The organism is Burkholderia sp. B21-005 (genome assembly GCF_020843965.1).
In the GTDB taxonomy this organism is placed as follows: Bacteria; Pseudomonadota; Gammaproteobacteria; order Burkholderiales; family Burkholderiaceae; genus Burkholderia; species Burkholderia ambifaria.
This window is the reverse complement of sequence record NZ_CP086301.1, coordinates 2690034-2707897: the sequence shown is the minus strand read 5'-3', so window position 1 is coordinate 2707897 and position 17864 is coordinate 2690034. Positions and strand designations below refer to the sequence as shown.

The window sequence follows — 17864 nt, the reverse complement described above, 5'->3', positions numbered from 1 at the left end:
CGCTGGCGGAAGCCGGCGCTTTTTTGTTGGTGCCGTTGATCCGGCTACGCGTTGCGGCCGATCTGGTCGATGCAGTAGCGTGCGATGGCATCGAGCACGCCGTCGTCTTCGCCGACCGCCGTCGCGCAATGGATCTCGACATTCGGATGGGCGGCCCGGCAGGCATCGACGAGCTGCGGCAGGTCGCGACGGACATGGCCGCCCTGGCCGAAGAACACGGGCACCACGGTGATGCGCGTGCAGCCGGCCGCGACCTGCGCGGCGACGGCTGTGTCGAGCGAAGGCGTCATCAGTTCGAGGAACGCGAGCGACACGTGCGGCGCGGGTGCGCCGCTGCCGCGCAGCCGCGCGGCCAGCCGCTCGAACGGCTCGGCCCAGCGCGGATCGCGTGCGCCGTGGCCGAACAGGACGATGCCGTGCGAACTCATGTCGAAGCCTCCGTCGTGACGGCGCTCAGTGCCGGTCGACCCACTTGAGCGCGAACAGGCCGAGCGCGAGATAGATGAGGCCCGGCGTCGCCGCGGTCAGCGGCGCAGGCCACGTGTTCAGCGTGCCGATGTGCGAGAACAGCGTGTTGAGCAACTGGAAGCTCATGCCGAGCATGATGCCGCCGAACACCTTCACGCCGACCACGCCGGCGCGCGTATGCAGGTACGCGAACGGCAGCGACAGCACGAGCATCACGAACACCGCGAACGGGTAGAGCAGCTTGCGCCACAGCGCGATGTCGTAGCGCTGCGTGTCCTGCTGATTTTCGCGCAAGTGCTGGATGTAGCGGAACAGGTTGATGATCGACATCCGTTCCGGCGACACGAGCAGCACCGACAGGATCTGCGGCGTCAGGTCCGAGCGCAGCCGGTATTCCGGCAGCGTCACCTGTTGCGACCGGTACACGGGGTTCAGCGCGTCGGCCGGTGCGCCGCTGATCGGCTTGATCGGCGTCAGTTCGGTTTCCGTGACGCCCGTGAGCAGCCAGTGGCCGGGCGGCTCGTAGCGGCCCGTCTGCGCGATCCGCACGTTCTGCAGCTGGAATTTGGAGTCGAACTCGTAGATGCGCACGTTGCTGATCGTCGAATCGGGCGACAGGTTGCCGACGTTGACGAAGCGCGTGACCTGCTCGCCGTTCTCGCGGGCCGCGAGCGTGTCCTTCACCCACACGCCCGACTGGAAGTTCGACGACACCGACGCGCCGAGCGCCTGCAACCGCACGCGTTCGGACAGCTGGTCGGCGTACGGGCCGACGAATTCGCCGATCATGTAGGTGATGATCACGAGCGGAATGCCGATCTTCAGCAGCGAGCGCAGCGCCTGGTTGGTCGCGAGGCCCGACACGCGGAAGATCGTGAATTCCGAGTTCGCGGCCATTTGCGCGAACACGTAGATCGCGCTGATCAACGCGGCGACCGGGATGATCTCGTAGAAGCGCGACGGGGTTTGCAGCGCGACGCGCAGCACCGCGTAGCCGAACTTGTAGTTGCCGTGCCCGACCGAGTTCAGTTCGCTGATCAGGTCGAAGAAGAAGAACAGGCCCGAGAACGCGAACAGGATGAAGACGAACGTGACGTAGATCTGCCGCGCGAAGTATTTTTCATAGAGCCGCATCGATCATGCTCCCGAGCGGCCGAACAGCGCGCGTGTCAACAGCGGACGATTGCGCACGCGCAACCAGAAGATAAGCGCGACGATCGCCGCGACGACCACATGCAGGCCAACCAGGCCGACGCCGAACGACATCTTGCCCTGCTCGATCTGCGCCTGCACGACGTTCAGCAGGTTCGAGTACGTGAGATAGATCAGCACGGCCATCACGAGGTTGATCGTGCGGCTGCGGCGCGGGTTCTGGTACGACAGCGGGATGCCGAGCACCATCAGGTTGATCGCGATCAGCGGCAAGCCCGCGCGCCATGCGAATTCCGCGAGGTTGTCGCGCGTCGGGTTGCGCAGCAGGTCCGGCGTGGGCGTGCTGTTGGTGGTCGGCACGTTGGTGACCGGGGTGCTCGTGATCTTCACGCCGTAGCGCTGGAACTCCATGATCTTGAAGTTCGGCTGGCCGGGCGTGCCGTCGTAGCGGCGGCCATCTTCCAGCACGACGAAACGATCGCCGTCCTTCGTTTCCGTGTGGCCCGTGTGCGATACGACGATATTGACCTTGCCGTTCTCGGTCGACGTGACGAACACGTTCTGCACCTTGCTCTGATCCGGCGACATCTTCTCGATGAAGAACACGCGATGGTTCGACGCCGATTCGCGGAACTGGCCGGGCGCGAGCAGCGAGATCTCGTCGCGCTGCTGGAAGCGCGCCTTGATCATCTTGCTCTGCTGGTTCGACCACGGCCAGCCGACGAACGCGAAGAACGCGATCAGCAGGATGATCGGCGTGGCGAACACGCCGATCGGCTTGATCAGGCGCGTGAGGCTGACGCCGGACGCGAGCCAGACCACCATTTCGGAGTCCCGGTACCACCGGGTCAGCACGAACAGGATCGACACGAACAGCGTGACGACGAGCATCACGGCGAGATAGCCGATCACGGTCAGGCCGATCAGCACGAGCACGTCCCGCGGATCGATTTCGCCGGACGCGGCATAGCCGACGATGCGGATCATCATCGTCGTGAGCATGATCGTGAGCAGCACCATGAACACGGCGCCAGCCGTATACGCAAGCTCGCGCTGGAGGGAGCGTTCGAAGATCATTCTTGATGAGAAGAGGGCGGGAGGCTGCGCACGCGTGGTGGAGCGCTCGCGCCGCCACGGGAAAAATAGCGGATAATTGCGGCTTTCATCCTTAGCCCAGATTTTATCCGAGGACAAGCGCGATGGACTTTAGCATAAAAGGCTGTGATTGGAGCAAAGGCGAGGCCAAGGGGTTCCTGACGGGGAAGTCCGATTGCATCGTGCTGGGCATCTTCGAGGCGCAAACCCTGTCGGGCGCGGCGCTCGACATCGACACGGCCACCAAGGGGCTGATCTCGCGCGTGGTGAAGGCCGGCGACATGGACGGCAAGCGCGGCAAGACGCTGTTCCTGCACGAAGTATCGGGCATCGGTGCGTCGCGTGTGCTGCTCGTCGGCCTCGGCAAGCAGGATGCTTTCAATCAGAAAGCCTACAACGACGCGGTGACGGCCGCATGGCGCGCGCTGCTGGCGACCAAGATCGTCCAGGTCACGTTCACGCTCGCGCAGCTGCCGGTCGACGAGCGCAGCTCCGACTGGGGCGTGCGTGCGGCGATTCTCGCGCTGCGCAACGAGACCTACCGCTTCACGCAGATGAAGAGCAAGCCGGAACCGGCGTCGCACACGCTCAAGCGCGTCGTGTTCAGCGTCGATCCGGCCGATGAAAAGGCGGCGAAGCTGGCAGTCAAGCAGGCCGTCGCGCTGGCGAACGGGATGGATCTCACGCGCGACCTGGGCAATCTGCCCGGCAACGTGTGCACGCCGACCTATCTCGGCAACACCGCGAAGAAGATCGCGAAGGATTGGGGTCTGAAGGCCGAGGTGCTCGGCCTGAAGCAGATCCAGGCGCTCAACATGGGCTCGTTCCTGTCGGTCGCGCGTGCGTCGGTCGAGCCGCCGCAGTTCATCGTGCTGCACTACCAGGGCGCCGCCGCGAAGGTCGCACCGGTCGTGCTGGTCGGCAAGGGCATCACGTTCGACACGGGCGGCATCTCGCTGAAGCCGGGCGAGGGCATGGACGAGATGAAGTACGACATGTGCGGCGCCGGTTCGGTGCTCGGCACGATGCGTGCGGTCGCCGAAATGGGGCTGAAGATCAACGTCGTCGCGATCGTGCCGACCTGCGAGAACATGCCGGGCGGCAACGCGACGAAGCCGGGCGACATCGTCACCAGCATGAAGGGGCTGACGATCGAGGTGCTGAACACCGACGCCGAGGGTCGCCTGATCCTGTGCGACGCGCTGACCTATGCGGAGCGCTTCAAGCCGGCCGCGGTGATCGACGTGGCGACGCTGACGGGCGCTTGCGTGATCGCGCTCGGCGCCCACAACAGCGGCCTGTTCTCGAAGGACGACGCGCTGGCGGGCGAACTGCTCGACGCATCGCGCGAAGCGAACGATCCGGCGTGGCGCATGCCGCTCGACGACGAGTACCAGGATCAGCTGAAGTCGAACTTCGCGGACATCGCGAACATCGGCGGGCGTCCGGCCGGTGCCGTGACGGCGGCGTGCTTCCTGTCGCGCTTCACCGACAGCTATCCGTGGGCGCACCTGGACATCGCCGGCACCGCCTGGAAGGGCGGCGCGGCGAAGGGCGCGACCGGCCGTCCGGTGCCGCTGCTCGCGCAGTTCCTGATCGACCGCGCCGGCCAGTGATGGCAGGTCTCACGACGATGCGGGTGCGCGGGCAATGACGCGAATCGATTTCCATTCGAACGTCGGCGATTCGCTCGCGTACGCATGCCGGCTGCTGCGCAAGGCCTATCAGGCCGGGCAGCCGGTTGTCGTGCTCGCGGACCCCGCGCGCCTGCGCGCGCTCGACGAGCGGCTTTGGACGTTCTCGCCGCTCGATTTCATCCCGCATTGCGGCGTCGACAGCGCGCACGCGGCCGGCACGCCGATCGTGCTGGCCGCCGATCTCGACCAGGCGCCGCATTACCATGTGCTGCTGAACCTCGGCGCGGCCGTGCCCGCGCAGTTCGCCCGCTTCGAGCGCCTGCTCGAGGTGGTCGGCAACGCGCCGGACGAGCTGGCCGCGGGCCGCGACCGCTATCGCTTCTACCGCGATCGCGGCTACGCGCTGAACAATTACAAGCAGGGCAGCTAGCCGCAACCGTCGACGGAGCCTTCCCGTGACACAAGCCGAATCCTCTTCGATCCCGACGCTGACCGACGTGCTGGTGCCGGGCAAGCCGGTGCCGGCGCGTTCTTCCGTGGCCGATATGCCGCCGCGCGACGATGCCGCCGTGCCGGAACACACAGGAACCGACCCCGAATTCGTGGTGGTCGAGCCGGTGCCGACGCCGCACGTCCCGACCGTCGAACTGCCGGGCGACAGCGACGCACCGGCGCTACCCGGTGCCGCCGGGCACGTCGTCGCCGAGGAATCGGCCGGGATGCAGGCGCCGCTGCGATCCGCGCTGGCCGCCGACGATGCGCAGCAGTCTGGCTTGGCCGCGGCGCCGGAGGAGGCCGACGAAGCGGTGCTGTCGCACCGGGGCGCGCCGGCTGCCGACGGGCTGGCTACCGATCATCTCGCCGGCGCGGCGCAGCCGGACACGCATGCGGCCGTCGCGTTGACGCCAGAGGACGCGCAGCATATCGCCGAGCGTCTGCGCAATCGGCTGACGAATTATCTGACCGGGGAAGGGCGCGAGGCCATCGAGGCCCGCTGCCGTGACGCGCTGCACGACCATACGGCGTGGCTGGTCGGCCAGATCACGCGCGAGGTGGCGCTGGCGCTCGAAACCGAAGTGATGGAGTGGGTTCGCGACGCGGTCGACGAAGAGATCGCCCGCCGCCGGACCGGTCGTTCAGGCTGAGTGCACGATCGTTTCGTGCACGGGAACGCGAGTGCGGTTCCGTTCCTCGTCGATGACGATCGACGAGCCGGTCATGTCGAGGAGAGCAGCACGGTGCCCGGCGCGAAGCGCAGCGCGCGTGCGCCCGTTCATCCAGTTCAATGCAGCGACAGCACCCACTGCGCGAGCGTGTGCGCTTCGGCGCTCGTCAGCTGCGTATTGGCGGGCATCGGCACGCTGCCCCACACCCCGATACTGCCCTTCACGATCGATTGCGCGAGGTAATCGACCGCGTCGGCGCGCGCCGCGTACTTGCCGGCGATGTCGTGGAACGGCGGGCCCATCAGCGGCTTGCTGACCGCATGGCAGGCCACGCAGTTCTTGCGCTGCGCGAGCGCGAGCCCGTCGCCGGCCAGGTCGGCGTGCGCGGCCGCCGCGCTGCCGGTCAGCAGCGCCGCGAGCAGCGCGCGCAATATCGTCTGTTTCATGCGGTTCTCCGCCGGCGGGGACGGCCGGCTTCACGGTCCGCGCATTATAAAAGCAAAGGGGAAACGCGTTTTACGCGTTTCCCCAGCGGTCGCCTGAAATGGGGTCGCATGCCCCGCGCGCCGCATCAACCGGTAACGGCGCCCTGGTTCGCCGGGCGGGCGAGGGCCGCATACTTGGCGAGCACGCCGCGCGTGTAGCGCGGCGCCGGCTGCTTCCACGCGGCGCGGCGGCGCGCGAGCTCCGCGTCGTCGACGTTCAGCTGCAGCACCAGCCGGTGCGCATCGATCGTGATCGAATCGCCTTCCTGTACGAGCGCGATCGTGCCGCCGACGAACGCCTCGGGCGCGACGTGGCCGACCACCATCCCCCAGGTGCCGCCCGAGAAGCGGCCGTCCGTGATGAAGCCGACCGATTCGCCGAGCCCCTTGCCGATGATCGCCGACGTCGGCGCGAGCATTTCCGGCATGCCGGGGCCGCCCTGCGGGCCGAGATAGCGCAGCACCAGCACGTCGCCCGCGCGGATCCGGTCGCCGAGGATCGCGTCCATCGCGCTTTGCTCGTCGTCGAACACGCGCGCCGGGCCCGTGATCACCGGATTCTTCAGGCCCGTGATCTTCGCGACCGCGCCGTCTTCCGCGAGATTGCCCTTCAGGATCGCGAGATGGCCTTCCTTGTACAGTGCGCGATCGATCGGGAAGATCACATGCTGGTCCGCGCGCGGCACGCCCGGCACGTCCTTCAGTTCCTCGGCGATCGTGCGGCCGGTGATCGTCATGCAGTCGCCGTGCAGCAGCCCCGCATCGAGCAGGATGCGCAGCACCTGCGGGATGCCGCCTGCCTGGTGAAGATCGGTCGCGACGTACTGACCCGACGGCTTCAGGTCGCAGAGCACCGGCACGCGTTTGCGGATGCGCTCGAAGTCGTCGATCGTCCAGTCGATCTCGGCCGCGTGCGCGATCGCGAGATAGTGCAGCACCGCGTTGGTCGAGCCGCCGGTGGCCATGATCAGCGACACCGCGTTCTCGATCGATGCCTTCGTGATGATGTCGCGCGGCTTCAGGTCGCGCTTCACGGCCTCGACCAGTACGCGCGCCGATTCGGCGGCCGAATCGACCTTCTCCTGGTCGGGGTTCGCCATCGTCGACGAGTACATCAGCGACATGCCGAGCGCCTCGAATGACGAGCTCATCGTGTTCGCGGTGTACATCCCGCCGCACGACCCCGACGTCGGGCACGCGTTCTTCTCGACCCCTTCGAAATCCTCCTGCGACATCCGGCCCGCGGTGAACTCGCCGACCGCCTCGAACGACGACACGATCGTCAGGTCGCGACCCTTCCAGTGGCCGGGGCGGATCGTGCCGCCGTACACGTAGATGCCCGGCACGTTCAGGCGCGCGAGCGCGATCATCCCGCCCGGCATGTTCTTGTCGCAGCCGCCGACCACCACCACGCCGTCCATCCACTGGCCCTGTACGCAAGTCTCGATGCAGTCGGCGATCACTTCGCGCGACACCAGCGAGTACTTCATCCCCTCGGTGCCCATCGACATGCCGTCCGAGATCGTCGGCGTGCCGAAGATCTGCGGGTTCGCGTCGGCCGCCTTGATCGCCGCGACGGCCGCGTCCGACAGCCGCTGCAGGCCCGAGTTGCACGGCGTGATCGTCGAGTGGCCGTTCGCGATGCCGATCATCGGCTTGTCGAAATCGTCCTTCTGGTAGCCGAGGGCGTAATACATCGAGCGGTTCGGCGAACGGGCCACGCCTTGCGTGATGTGCTTCGAGCGACGGTTGTACGGCATGGGGGACTCCATCGTTGTGTTGGCGGCGCTCGCGAATGGCGCGCCGGTTCGGATCAATCAAGAATGGAGTTTCCGGTTTGGGATGTCCAATATATTATTTGTCGCTTATTAAGTCGTTTTGCGAATGAGTGAAGCATGGCTGAGCCGACGCCCGACCTGCGCCAGTGGCGCTATTTCGTGACCGTTGCCGACGAGCGCCACTTCGGCCGCGCGGCCGAGCGCCTGTCGATGACGCAGTCGCCGCTGTCGCAGGCGATCCGGGCGCTCGAGGATGCGCTCGGCGTCGCGCTGTTCGTGCGTACCAAGCGCTCGGTCGCGCTGACGGCGGTCGGCGCGGCGCTGCTGCCCGACGTGCGCCGGCTGCTCGCGTCGGCCGACGCGCTGCCGCCGCTCGCGCGGCGCCTCGCGCGCGGCGAAGCCGGCTCGCTGTCGCTCGCGTTCGTGTCGACCGCCGATTACGGGCTGCTGCCGTCGCTGCTGCGCGCGTTCGGTGCGCGCTATCCGCAGGTGCGGCTGCAGCTCGCGGAGGCGACGAGCGACGTGCAGATCGACGAACTCGTCGCGGGACGCATCGACGCGGGGCTCGTGATTCCCCCGGTGCCGCCGCGCCACGCGGCCGGGCTGTCGTACCTGCCGGTCGTGCGCGAGCCGCTGGTGGTCGCGATGCCGGCGGCCGCGGCGCCCGACGTGTCCGAGGACGAGCCCGTGCATCTGGCCGACCTGGCCGCGCTGCCGCTCGTGATCTTCCCGCGTCGTTTGGCGCCCGGCTTTTATGACATCATTACGGGCTGCTACGGCGCGGCGGGGGAAACCCCGCACATCGGCCAGGAGGCGATCCAGATGCAGACGATCGTCAGCCTCGTGTCGGCCGGCATGGGCGTCGCACTGGTGCCGCAATCGCTGCGTAACCTGCGGCGCACCGGCGTGGTCTACCGGCCGCTCGCCGGCGACGCGCCGGTCGTCGAGACGGGCCTCGTATGGCGCACGGGCGATGTCAGTCCCGTGCTCGCCGGCTTCATCGACGTCGTGCGCGCGCACGGTCTCGCCACGTGATGCGAACGATGGCGCGCCGGCGCCGTCCAATGCGCGGTGCGGCGCCGGTGCGAGCGCCGTATCGCATTCGAAAACTTCATCGCTAATCCATGATCATTCACCCGAATTTCGACCCCGTAGCGATCCATCTCGGGCCGCTGGCCGTGCGCTGGTACGGCCTCATGTATCTCGTCGGCTTCATCGCGGCGATCGTCGTCGGCCGGATCCGCCTGAAGCTGCCGCATGTCGCGGCGCAGGGCTGGACCGCGAAGGACATCGACGACATGATGTTCTACGGCGTGCTCGGCACCGTGCTCGGCGGCCGGCTCGGCTACGTGCTGTTCTACAAGGCCGACTTCTACTTCTCGCATCCACTCGACGTGTTCAAGGTGTGGGAGGGCGGGATGTCGTTCCACGGCGGCTTCCTCGGCGTGACGCTCGCGATGGTGCTGTTCGCGTGGCAGCGCAAGCGCCACTGGCTGCAGGTCACCGATTTCGTCGCGCCGATGGTGCCGGCGGGGCTCGCGGCCGGGCGGCTCGGCAACTTCATCAACGGCGAGCTGTGGGGCCGCGTGACCGATCCGAATTCGCCGTGGGCGATGCTGTTCCCGGGCGCGATGCGTGATGACGCGGCATGGCTGCCGAAGCATCCGGCGCTCGTCGAGAAGTGGCATCTCGCCGACGTGTTCATGCAGTACCAGATGCTGCCGCGCCATCCTTCGCAGCTCTACGAAATCGCGCTCGAAGGCATTGCGCTGTTCTTCGTGCTGTTCTTCTTCGCGCGCAAGCCGCGGCCGTTGGGTGCGGTGTCCGCGCTGTTCCTGATCGGCTACGGGCTCGCGCGCTTCACGGTCGAATTCGCGCGCGAACCGGACGACTTCCTCGGCCTGCTCGCGCTCGGCCTGTCGATGGGACAGTGGCTGTCGCTGCCGATGATCCTCGTGGGCATCGCGCTGTTGGTGTGGGGCTACCGCCGACGCCCGGTGAATGCGGCTGCGTGATGGGGTTGCGTCGTGCGCGAGCAGTGTGACGCATGATGCGTGATGCGATGCCGATGTAGTCGATCGGCATGCGCATCGATCGCAGGAGCGCAAACGAAAAACGCCGGCCCGAGGGCCGGCGTTTTTGCATCTGCCGTGTGCGGCGCGATGTGCGTTACTTCATCTGCACCGAGCCGTTGACCGTGACCGACACGGTCGCCTTGCCGCCTTCGACCGCGATCGGTGCGCTCATCTTCGCGCTGTCCATCGGCGCCGCGGCCATCGCCATCATGCGCGGATACGGCTGCACGTTGCGCCCGCCGCCGACGTTGACGTCGCGGATCGAGTAGCTGCCGTAGCCGAAGGCCTTCGCGGCTTCGTCCGCGCGCGCGCGGAACGACTTGATCGCTTCGGTCGTGAGCTTCTGCTCGGCCGCGCGCTGCGCTTCGGGCGACAGCGAGAACTCGACGTTCGCGATCTGCATCTGGTTCGACAACTGGCCCGCGAGCTTCGACGCCGCCGCGAAATCGCGCGATTCGAGCACGACTTCGGTACGGCCGCGCCATGCGGAGATCTTGCCGTCGCGATCGGTGCTCGGATACACGGAGAACGCACCGGTGTGCGCGGTGACGCCCGACACGCCCTTCGCCTGCGCGAGCGCGGCATCGGCGCGCTGGTTCAGCGCGGACGTCAGGCTGCCCGGGTCCTTCGCCTGCTGTTCGTAGAACAGCGTGATGTGGATGATGTCCTGCGGCACATCGGCGCTGGCCTGCGACGACAGCGACAGCACGCCCGCCGGCTCCGGAAAGTGCGGGTTCGCCGTTTGCGCATGCGCGGCCGGCGACGCGAGCGTCAGCGCGACGGGCACGGCGGCGGCGAGGGCGAGCGACAGCGCGAGTGCGGTTTTCTTGGTCATTGTTGGACTCCTTGTGCGAGGGCGCGCACGCGGATCACGCGTGCGCGACGCGGGCGTGCCGCGCGACGAAAAAACGGCTGTCGGCCCGAGCGGGCGACAGCGGTTGCTTAGGCTGCGCGAACGCGCCGCGAGTTCCGTGGCGGTGGCGTGTGTTGACGGGATTTGACCTTTGGCTTGCGCGCGCCTGCTGCGCGTGCCTACCTCATCAGCTTTTCGGTGATGAAGCGCCATTCGGCGCGCGTGACCGGCGTGATCGACAGCCGGTTGCCGCGTGCGAGCACACGCATGTCGGCGAGTTCGTCGTGTTCGCGCAGCGCGGGGAGCGGCACGAGCGGCGACTTTTTCACGAAGCGCACGTCGACGAGCAGCCAGCGCGGTGCTTCCTGCGTCGACTTCGGATCGTAATACGGGCTTTTCGGATCGAACTGGGTGGGATCAGGGTAGGGCGTCGACGAGACTTCGGCAAGGCCCGCGATGCCCGGCTCGGGGCAGCTCGAGTGATAGAACAGCACGCCGTCGCCGATCTTCATCGTGTCTCGCATGAAATTGCGCGCCTGATAGTTGCGCACGCCGGTCCAGGGCAGCGAGTGCTGCGGCGCGTGGGCGAGATCGTCGATGCTTGCTTCGTCCGGTTCGGACTTCATCAGCCAGTATTGCATGGATCGTGATCGATGCAGAAAGGGCGTGACGGCCTGACTGCATACGCGTTCGGCATGCAGACAGACCTTGAAAAGGAAACGGCATCGGGATGGCCCGATGCCGTTGAATAGGTCCCCGCCTTGGCCGCTAGGCCGGCATCCTGAACCTGAGGTTCAGAATTGGTCGCAGTTAGCAGCACTTCGGGTACATCAGACAGAGTGACGCGCGCGCCCGTGCTACAAATTTCCGCAACCGTGCACATGGCATTGGTTCAAGGAATATATGACCTTGGCGAACCAGGCAGGGAAGCTGACTGAACTGTGTTTCGTTGCGCCAATTTGACCACCGTTGATCGCTGAGATCAAGGGGAATCGACGCATCGATCAAACGTTACTGCGTCTCGTGCTGTGCGAGCACCGCGCCGAGCTGTTCGTTCATCTGGTGCATTGTACGACGGATTTCTTCCGCCGGAAATGCTTCACCGTGCCGCACGCTCGTTTGCAGTCGCAGCAATTCGGATGCAAGCGACAGGGCCGCCATCACCGCGATGCGATCGGTGCCGCGCACCGAGCTGTTCGAGCGGATTTTCGACATTTCGGCATCGACGCGCGCGACGGCCTCGAGCAGCGCCGCTTCGGTCTCGGCCGAGCAGGCGAGCCGATAGGGCTGACCGAGAATCGAGACTTCGATCTGCTTGGTGCTCATGCATGTTCTCCGTGGCTGGCCGCGTCGTCGCTATCCGGGCGCGCCTGTGCATCCAGCAGATCGAGCTGGTTGTCGGCTTGCTCGGCGCTCTTCGTGCGCGGCAGCTTTTCGAGAATCGCGTTCAGTTTGACCTGAGCGTCGTCGATCTTTGCCGACAGCGTGTCGCGCTCCGCCGCGAGTGCATTGCGTTCGTCGCGCAGTTGCGCGAGTTCCGCGCGGACAGTGTCCGCTTCCGCGCGCATTTGCGCGACCTGCTCCTCGAGCGCGAGCCGTTCCGAGTGATAGCGCTTGTTCAGCGAGATCAGACGGCCAATATTTTGAGATAAAGTTTCGAGTTCGTTGAGCATCTGCTGCGTCCTCTAAAGACCCAGCATTTTAGCGCGGAATAACGCGCATTCCGACATCTGTAACGTTTCCAGTCGTAACACCCCCGCTTCTTGCCGCGAATATGCGCGTCCGACGCGCTCCCGGCATGCGTTTGGGCGCTTTCTTGACGCTCGTGCGACCCGCTCCTAAACTGGCGCCGCCTCGGTGCTCGCGCGTGCGTCGCGCGGTTAAACGGGAAGCAGGGCGCGTGCTCCGCACGGAGATCGCCAACCTGCGCTGCCCCCGCAACGGTAAGCGGCCGCGTCGCATGACGCAGGCCGGCTCGGGCGCGTTTCGCGTGCAGGTCGCACGCGGGCGCGGGCCACTGCGCGTGAAACGCGCGGGAAGGCGAGCCGGTACGCCGCCAGCCCGGATACCGGCCGAGGCGAGGAGCCTGCACGGCTTCATGACGCGCGGCCTGCGGGGAAGCGGGGCGCGCAGTGCTTCACGGGACTTGTCTTCGATGCTGACCCCAATCGTTCGCCCGGCGCCCGGTGCGCGCCGCGGCGTGCCGCTTGCCGCCGTCGCGCAGGCTGCGGCATACGCCGATCCGTCCGGAGCGGCGACGTCGCCCGTCGCACGTCAAGCGGCGCCGCGATCCGTCGCGCGGCGTGCTGACGCACCCTTGCCGCCGGAAGTCGCCGTTGCCGAGCCGGTCGTGCTTGACGGTGACGCCGGCGCGACGCCGGTCGACCCGATGGGGCGGCTTCCACTATATTGCGCAGAACGTCGGCCCCGCGAACGTGCGGCTCGACGGATCGCGGCCGTGTGCGCGACCGTGTGGCGTCGGCTCGACCGACGAGCGACCTGCCGCCACGTCGCGCGACGCGCTCGGCCAAACGCGGAATCGGGGGGCCGATCGCCGCACGCGGTATCGTGCGTCGATGGCGGCGAATCGCGCGTTCGGCTGCGCGTGGTGCCTGAGCCATGCGCCCAATGATTCGGGCGGCACGCGGCGCCGCGACGACGCGATCGTCAATCCTGCCGCGCGCGATGACATCGCCGGGTCACCGGTCGTCCGCGCACGCATCAACAACCTGCTCAACGAGGATGACGAGCTTGCGTATGCCTACAACACGCCGCGGCGCGATGCCCGTGCCGCGCACGGCCGGCAACGGCGATAAGCGAAGGCATCGTGCATCGTGCACGATGTCGTGCACCGCATGAGCGCCGCGCGTGCCGCGTCGATCTGGGCCGCACTCGCGGCCGTGGTCGCGCTGCTGTTCGTCGCGTCGCTGTCGATCGGCAGCGTGCCGATGTCGCCGTGGCAGGCGCTCGCGTCGCTCGTGCCGCACGGCGGCGACGCGCTGTTCGCCGACATCGTGCGCACGCTGCGGCTGCCGCGCGCGCTCGCGGGCTTCGCATGCGGCGCGCTGCTCGCGCTGGCCGGTGCGCTGCTGCAGGTGCTGCTGCGCAATCCGCTCGCGGAGCCGTACGTGCTCGGCGTATCGGGCGGGGCGGCCGGCTTCGCGCTCGTCGCGATGATCGCGGGCGCCGCGTGGTGGCTCGTCGATGCGTCCGCGTTCGCCGGCGCGCTCGTGTCGGTCGCGCTCGTGCTCGGGCTTGCTCGCCGCGAGCTGGGGCGCGGTGATTCGCGCGATGCGTCGCCGCGGCTGCTGCTCACGGGTGTCGTGATCGCGGCCGGGTGGGGCGCGCTCGTCACGCTGCTGCTGTCGCTCGCGCCCGATGCGCGGCTGCGCGGCATCATCTTCTGGCTGACGGGCGACCTGAACGGCGTGACGGCGCCCTGGTTCGCATGGGGCGCGCTGCTGCTGGCCGCATGCGTCGCGCTGCCGGCCGCGCCGCAACTCAACGTGCTGCTGCGCGGCGACGCGACCGCGCTCGCGCTCGGCGTGCCGGTCGCGCGGCTGCGCATGCGGATCTACCTCGTCGCGTCGCTGGCCGCCGCGGCCGCGGTGACGACGGCCGGCACGATCGGTTTCGTCGGCCTCGTCGTGCCGCACGCGCTGCGGCTCGCATTCGGCAACGACCAGCGCATGCTGCTGCCCGCCGCGATGCTCGCGGGCGGCGGCGGCGTAATGGCGGCCGATCTGCTCGCGCGCACCGCGATCGCACCCGCGCAATTGCCGGTCGGCGTGATGACCGCGCTGATCGGCGTGCCGGTGTTCCTGTGGATGTTGCTGAGGAGACCGATGCGATGACGCACGCCGTACCGCACACCGCCGGCGACATGACCTGCGCGGCCGTCGACCTGACGCTGAAGGCCGGCGACCGGACCCTGCTCGACGGCTTCACGCAGGCGTTCCGGCCCGGCGAGATCTGGTGCGTCGCGGGGCCGAACGGTGCCGGCAAGACGACGCTGCTCGCGACGCTCGCGGGCCTGTGGCAGCCGGCCGGCGGCCACGTCGAGATCGACCGCCTGCCACTCGCCGCGTGGCCACCCCAACAGCTCGCACGGCGCCGCGCGCTGATGCCGCAGCAACTGCACGACGCGTTCAGCGCGACGGTATTCGACACGGTGCTGCTCAACCGCTTTCCGTATCTCGGCGGCTGGGGCTGGGAACGCGACGGCGACCGCGCGGCTGCGCGCGATGCGCTCGCGACGTTCGGGCTGAGCGCGCTCGCGTCGCGCGACGTGCTGTCGCTGTCGGGCGGCGAGCGGCAGCGCGTCGCGCTGGCCGCGACGCTGTGCCAGGACGCGCCGCTGATGCTGCTCGACGAGCCGCTCGCCCATCTCGACCTGCATCACCAGATCGATGGCCTCACCGCGCTGTGCACATGGCTCGACGCGGGCCCGCGCACGGTGCTGTTCTCGTGTCATGACCTGAATCTCGCGCGGCGTTTCGCGACGCACGCGCTGTTGCTCGACGGCCGCGGCCATGCGTGGGCGGGCCCCGTGCACGACGTGCTGACGCCGGCGCGCGCGAGCGACGCGTTCGGCTACCCGCTCGTGCTGATCCGCGAGAACGGCCGCGACGCGCTGCTGCCCGCGTGGCCCGAGCGGCGATGAACTTCCTTCTTTCGATGCGCGGCACCGGCCGCGCCAACGAGGCAATCTTCCGATGACGAATCCGACCGACTTCCCGCCCGCGATCGCGCCGCTCGACGACGCGTTGCGCAAGCGCCTGCAGCATGTGATCGATCACAAGACCAAGCCGCCCGGCAGCCTCGGCCAGCTCGAGGCGATCGCGTTGCAGATCGGCCTGATCCAGCGCACCGAGCGGCCGCACGTGCAGCGTCCCGTGACGATCGTGTTCGCCGGCGACCACGGGATCGCGGCCGAGGGCGTGAGCCCGTATCCGCAGGCGGTCACCGCGCAGATGGTGGCGAACTTCCTGGCCGGCGGCGCGGCGATCAATGCGTTTTCGGGTGTCGCGCAGTGCGTGCTCGAGATCGTCGATGCGGGCGTCGCGTCGCCGCTGCCGGTATCCGACCGGCTCGTGTCGCTGCCGGTCGGGCGCGGCACGCGCAACTTCGCGGCCGAACCCGCGATGACGCGCGACGAGGCGGCGACGGCGCTCGCGGCCGGCGCCGCGCGCGTGCGCCTGCACGCGTCGCTCGGCACGAACGTGATCGGCTTCGGCGAAATGGGGATCGCGAACACGTCGTCGGCCGCGTGCCTGATGAGCCGCCTGCTCGACGTGCCGATCGACGCGTGCGTGGGGCGCGGCACGGGCCTCGACGACCAGGGGCTCGCGCACAAGCGCGCGGTGCTCGGCCGCGCGCTCGTCCGGCATTCGCACGCGATCGCGCCGCTCGACGTGCTCGCGACGTTCGGCGGTTTCGAGATCGCGATGATGACGGGCGCGTATCTCGCGGCCGCGAGCGAGCGGATGACGATCCTCGTCGACGGCTTCATCGCGACGGCCGCGCTGCTCGTCGCCGAGCGCATCGCGCCCGGCGTGCGCGATTACTGCGTGTTCTCGCATACGTCACACGAGGCCGGCCACCGGCGCATGCTCGAGCATTTCGGCGCGAAGCCGCTGCTCGCGCTCGACCTGCGGCTCGGCGAAGGCACGGGCGCCGCGCTCGCGCTGCCGCTGGTGCGCGCGGCGGCCGCGTTCCTCACCGAGATGGCGAGCTTCGAATCCGCGGGCGTCGACAATCGTGACGCCTGAGCGCGCGCGCGGCGGCGTACGCGCCGAACTGCGCTACTTCTTCGTCGCGCTTGGCTATTTCACGCGCGTGCCGGTGCCGCGTGCGATCGGCTATGCGGCCGGCGATCTCGATCAGGCCGCGCGTTACTTCCCGCTGGTGGGCGTATGCGTCGGCGCGTGGGGCGCGCTCATCTATCTCGCGGCGCTGCGCGTGCTGCCCGCGTCGATCGCGGTCGGCCTGTCGATGGCCGCGACGCTGCTCGCGACCGGCGCGTTCCATGAGGACGGCCTGGCCGACAGCTGCGATGCGTTCGGCGGCGGCTATACGCGCGAAGACGTGCTGCGGATCATGCACGACTCGCGCATCGGCACGTTCGGCGCGGTCGCGCTCGTGATCACGCTCGGCCTGAAATGGCAGGCGCTCGCGGCCATGCCGCCGCTGCGCGCCGCGTGGACGATGGTCGCCGCGCATGCGGCGAGCCGGGCGGCGGCCGTGAGCCTGCTGATGTCGCTCGACTACGTTCGGCCGGAGGGCAAGGCGAAGCCGGTCGCGCAGCGCATGGGCGCGCGCGCGGCGTGGGTCGCGGCCGCATTCGGGCTGCCGTGGCTGTTGTGGCCGGACTGGCGCGCGGGCGTCGCGGCCTTCGTCGCGCTCATGCTCGTGCGGGCATGGGCGGCCCGCTATTTCGTGAAGCGGATCGGCGGTTATACCGGCGACTGTCTCGGCTTCGCGCAGCAACTGGGTGAACTGGCGATCTATCTGGTGGTGCTCGGATGGATCTCGTCCTGATTCGCCATCCGGCCGTCGATGTCGAGCCGGGCGTTTGCTACGGACGCAGCGACGTGCCGCTCGCCGCCTCGGCCGACGCGGGCGCGCGGGCCGTGCGCGAGCGTCTGGCGGCGCTCGGGGCGCCGCTGCCCGAGCAGGTCTGGACGAGCCCGCTGATACGCTGCGCGTCGGTCGCCGAACGTCTCGCGCAGGCGTTGGGCGTGCCGCTGCGGCGCGACGCGGGCTGGCAGGAAATGAACTTCGGCGCGTGGGAGCTGCAGCGCTGGGACGATATCGACCGCGCCGCGCTCGATGCGTGGGCGGCCGACCTGATGCATGCGTGCGCGCATGGCGGCGAAAGCGTTGCACGGTTCGCCGCGCGTGTCGCACGGATCGCGGACGCGGTCGCGCAGAACGACGCGCCGCAATGGGTACTCACGCATGCAGGCGTGATTCGCACGCTCGCAGCGCACGCGTTGCGCGTGCCGCTCGATACGCTGCTGGCGCGGCCGGTGCCGACGGCCGGCGTCGTGTGGTTGCGTGTGGATGATGCCGCGCGCACGTGGGAAGTCGTCCACTGGGACGCGTAGGCGAAGCGCATGCTCGCCTGAAGCGCAAACGCTTCGAAGCCCGGAA

The 17864-nt window shown here is 68.2% G+C and carries 20 protein-coding genes, 1 other RNA gene and 1 riboswitch; of the genes, 11 read left to right on the top strand and 10 right to left on the bottom strand.

The features are described from left to right. Nucleotides 1-44: 44 nt before the first annotated feature. Genes LMA02_RS12600 through lptF form a run of 3 tightly spaced genes read right to left on the bottom strand, consistent with a single transcriptional unit; the run spans nt 45 to nt 2697 of the window. The gene (locus LMA02_RS12600) at nt 45-428 is read right to left on the bottom strand and encodes a sirohydrochlorin chelatase (protein ID WP_228905243.1); all 384 of its coding nucleotides are present in this window, start codon (nt 426-428) and stop codon (nt 45-47) included. Between the two features lie 25 nt (nt 429-453). Beyond that, nucleotides 454-1602 (bottom strand): LPS export ABC transporter permease LptG, encoded by a 1149-nt coding sequence (gene lptG, locus LMA02_RS12595; RefSeq protein ID WP_166722911.1) that lies wholly within the window; start codon nt 1600-1602, stop codon nt 454-456. 3 nt (nt 1603-1605) lie between these two features. After that, on the bottom strand, nt 1606-2697 hold the full coding sequence (gene lptF, locus LMA02_RS12590) for an LPS export ABC transporter permease LptF (protein WP_166722912.1): 1092 nt from the start codon (nt 2695-2697) through the stop codon (nt 1606-1608). Between the two features lie 122 nt (nt 2698-2819). Here lptF and LMA02_RS12585 point away from each other — a divergent pair, with 122 nt between their 5' ends. From LMA02_RS12585 to LMA02_RS12575, 3 genes are read left to right on the top strand one after another with little or no spacing between them, the layout of a single operon-like run. Continuing rightward, complete coding sequence (locus LMA02_RS12585; RefSeq protein ID WP_228905242.1) at nt 2820-4331, top strand: leucyl aminopeptidase; 1512 nt, start codon at nt 2820-2822, stop codon at nt 4329-4331. Between the two features lie 34 nt (nt 4332-4365). Further along, entirely contained in the window at nt 4366-4782 is a 417-nt protein-coding gene (locus LMA02_RS12580; protein ID WP_228905240.1) for a DNA polymerase III subunit chi, read from the top strand. A 25-nt stretch (nt 4783-4807) separates the two neighbouring features. Beyond that, nucleotides 4808-5497 (top strand): DUF2486 family protein, encoded by a 690-nt coding sequence (locus LMA02_RS12575; RefSeq protein WP_228905234.1) that lies wholly within the window; start codon nt 4808-4810, stop codon nt 5495-5497. Nucleotides 5498-5634: 137 nt separating this feature from the next. Here the strand turns inward: LMA02_RS12575 and LMA02_RS12570 are convergent, their stop codons facing one another. Together LMA02_RS12570 and ilvD are read right to left on the bottom strand one after the other, a co-directional pair. Further along, complete coding sequence (locus LMA02_RS12570; RefSeq protein ID WP_006750014.1) at nt 5635-5964, bottom strand: c-type cytochrome; 330 nt, start codon at nt 5962-5964, stop codon at nt 5635-5637. A 125-nt stretch (nt 5965-6089) separates the two neighbouring features. After that, complete coding sequence (gene ilvD, locus LMA02_RS12565; protein WP_228905232.1) at nt 6090-7763, bottom strand: dihydroxy-acid dehydratase; 1674 nt, start codon at nt 7761-7763, stop codon at nt 6090-6092. A 135-nt stretch (nt 7764-7898) separates the two neighbouring features. Here ilvD and LMA02_RS12560 point away from each other — a divergent pair, with 135 nt between their 5' ends. Together LMA02_RS12560 and lgt are read left to right on the top strand one after the other, a co-directional pair. Further along, nucleotides 7899-8816 (top strand): LysR substrate-binding domain-containing protein, encoded by a 918-nt coding sequence (locus LMA02_RS12560; protein WP_228905231.1) that lies wholly within the window; start codon nt 7899-7901, stop codon nt 8814-8816. An 89-nt stretch (nt 8817-8905) separates the two neighbouring features. Continuing rightward, nucleotides 8906-9796 (top strand): prolipoprotein diacylglyceryl transferase, encoded by an 891-nt coding sequence (lgt, locus tag LMA02_RS12555; RefSeq protein ID WP_228905229.1) that lies wholly within the window; start codon nt 8906-8908, stop codon nt 9794-9796. Nucleotides 9797-9950: 154 nt separating this feature from the next. Here lgt and LMA02_RS12550 read toward each other — a convergent pair whose 3' ends face one another. From LMA02_RS12550 to LMA02_RS12530, 5 genes are all read right to left on the bottom strand, one after another. Beyond that, nucleotides 9951-10691, bottom strand: coding sequence for an SIMPL domain-containing protein (locus tag LMA02_RS12550; protein WP_006750009.1), 741 nt, complete (start codon nt 10689-10691; stop codon nt 9951-9953). A gap of 197 nt (nt 10692-10888) precedes the next feature. Continuing rightward, the gene (locus LMA02_RS12545) at nt 10889-11350 is read right to left on the bottom strand and encodes an EVE domain-containing protein (RefSeq protein WP_228905228.1); all 462 of its coding nucleotides are present in this window, start codon (nt 11348-11350) and stop codon (nt 10889-10891) included. A 108-nt stretch (nt 11351-11458) separates the two neighbouring features. Beyond that, nucleotides 11459-11640: non-coding RNA, 6S RNA (gene ssrS / locus LMA02_RS12540), on the bottom strand. 80 nt (nt 11641-11720) lie between these two features. Continuing rightward, nucleotides 11721-12035, bottom strand: a complete 315-nt coding sequence (locus LMA02_RS12535) for a cell division protein ZapA (protein ID WP_006478091.1) — start codon at nt 12033-12035, stop codon at nt 11721-11723. Further along, nucleotides 12032-12382, bottom strand: a complete 351-nt coding sequence (locus LMA02_RS12530) for a hypothetical protein (RefSeq protein WP_006750007.1) — start codon at nt 12380-12382, stop codon at nt 12032-12034. The genes LMA02_RS12535 and LMA02_RS12530 overlap by 4 nt, the downstream gene beginning before the upstream one ends. A 165-nt stretch (nt 12383-12547) precedes the next feature. Continuing rightward, a riboswitch (cobalamin riboswitch) is annotated at nt 12548-12801 on the top strand. A gap of 484 nt (nt 12802-13285) precedes the next feature. Here LMA02_RS12530 and LMA02_RS12525 point away from each other — a divergent pair. Genes LMA02_RS12525 through cobC form a run of 6 tightly spaced genes read left to right on the top strand, consistent with a single transcriptional unit; the run spans nt 13286 to nt 17818 of the window. After that, nucleotides 13286-13525, top strand: coding sequence for a hypothetical protein (locus tag LMA02_RS12525; protein ID WP_228905226.1), 240 nt, complete (start codon nt 13286-13288; stop codon nt 13523-13525). A gap of 39 nt (nt 13526-13564) precedes the next feature. Further along, nucleotides 13565-14563 carry a FecCD family ABC transporter permease gene (locus LMA02_RS12520; protein ID WP_006761136.1) on the top strand — a complete coding sequence of 333 codons (999 nt, stop codon included), beginning with the start codon at nt 13565-13567 and terminating at the stop codon, nt 14561-14563. Beyond that, nucleotides 14560-15372 carry an ABC transporter ATP-binding protein gene (locus LMA02_RS12515; RefSeq protein WP_228905223.1) on the top strand — a complete coding sequence of 271 codons (813 nt, stop codon included), beginning with the start codon at nt 14560-14562 and terminating at the stop codon, nt 15370-15372. The genes LMA02_RS12520 and LMA02_RS12515 overlap by 4 nt, the downstream gene beginning before the upstream one ends. Before the next feature lie 52 nt (nt 15373-15424). Further along, a complete protein-coding gene (gene cobT / locus LMA02_RS12510) occupies nt 15425-16480 on the top strand; it encodes a nicotinate-nucleotide--dimethylbenzimidazole phosphoribosyltransferase (protein WP_228905222.1) in 1056 nt (351 codons plus the stop codon). After that, the gene (locus LMA02_RS12505; protein WP_228905221.1) at nt 16470-17249 is read left to right on the top strand and encodes an adenosylcobinamide-GDP ribazoletransferase; all 780 of its coding nucleotides are present in this window, start codon (nt 16470-16472) and stop codon (nt 17247-17249) included. The genes cobT and LMA02_RS12505 overlap by 11 nt, the downstream gene beginning before the upstream one ends. Then, on the top strand, nt 17234-17818 hold the full coding sequence (cobC, locus tag LMA02_RS12500) for an alpha-ribazole phosphatase (protein WP_228905216.1): 585 nt from the start codon (nt 17234-17236) through the stop codon (nt 17816-17818). The genes LMA02_RS12505 and cobC overlap by 16 nt, the downstream gene beginning before the upstream one ends. Nucleotides 17819-17864: the final 46 nt, after the last annotated feature.

Bases quoted from the DNA above. Each gene is read 5' to 3' on its own strand.
- LMA02_RS12600 (WP_228905243.1), bottom strand. From the start codon at position 428: ATGAGTTCGCACGGCATCGTCCTGTTCGGCCACGGCGCACGCGATCCG.
- lptG (WP_166722911.1), bottom strand. From the start codon at position 1,602: ATGCGGCTCTATGAAAAATACTTCGCGCGGCAGATCTACGTCACGTTC.
- lptF (WP_166722912.1), bottom strand. From the start codon at position 2,697: ATGATCTTCGAACGCTCCCTCCAGCGCGAGCTTGCGTATACGGCTGGC.
- LMA02_RS12585 (WP_228905242.1), top strand. From the start codon at position 2,820: ATGGACTTTAGCATAAAAGGCTGTGATTGGAGCAAAGGCGAGGCCAAG.
- LMA02_RS12580 (WP_228905240.1), top strand. From the start codon at position 4,366: ATGACGCGAATCGATTTCCATTCGAACGTCGGCGATTCGCTCGCGTAC.
- LMA02_RS12570 (WP_006750014.1), bottom strand. From the start codon at position 5,964: ATGAAACAGACGATATTGCGCGCGCTGCTCGCGGCGCTGCTGACCGGC.
- ilvD (WP_228905232.1), bottom strand. From the start codon at position 7,763: ATGCCGTACAACCGTCGCTCGAAGCACATCACGCAAGGCGTGGCCCGT.
- LMA02_RS12560 (WP_228905231.1), top strand. From the start codon at position 7,899: ATGGCTGAGCCGACGCCCGACCTGCGCCAGTGGCGCTATTTCGTGACC.
- lgt (WP_228905229.1), top strand. From the start codon at position 8,906: ATGATCATTCACCCGAATTTCGACCCCGTAGCGATCCATCTCGGGCCG.
- LMA02_RS12550 (WP_006750009.1), bottom strand. From the start codon at position 10,691: ATGACCAAGAAAACCGCACTCGCGCTGTCGCTCGCCCTCGCCGCCGCC.
- LMA02_RS12545 (WP_228905228.1), bottom strand. From the start codon at position 11,350: ATGCAATACTGGCTGATGAAGTCCGAACCGGACGAAGCAAGCATCGAC.
- LMA02_RS12535 (WP_006478091.1), bottom strand. From the start codon at position 12,035: ATGAGCACCAAGCAGATCGAAGTCTCGATTCTCGGTCAGCCCTATCGG.
- LMA02_RS12530 (WP_006750007.1), bottom strand. From the start codon at position 12,382: ATGCTCAACGAACTCGAAACTTTATCTCAAAATATTGGCCGTCTGATC.
- LMA02_RS12525 (WP_228905226.1), top strand. From the start codon at position 13,286: ATGGCGGCGAATCGCGCGTTCGGCTGCGCGTGGTGCCTGAGCCATGCG.
- LMA02_RS12520 (WP_006761136.1), top strand. From the start codon at position 13,565: ATGAGCGCCGCGCGTGCCGCGTCGATCTGGGCCGCACTCGCGGCCGTG.
- LMA02_RS12515 (WP_228905223.1), top strand. From the start codon at position 14,560: ATGACGCACGCCGTACCGCACACCGCCGGCGACATGACCTGCGCGGCC.
- cobT (WP_228905222.1), top strand. From the start codon at position 15,425: ATGACGAATCCGACCGACTTCCCGCCCGCGATCGCGCCGCTCGACGAC.
- cobC (WP_228905216.1), top strand. From the start codon at position 17,234: ATGGATCTCGTCCTGATTCGCCATCCGGCCGTCGATGTCGAGCCGGGC.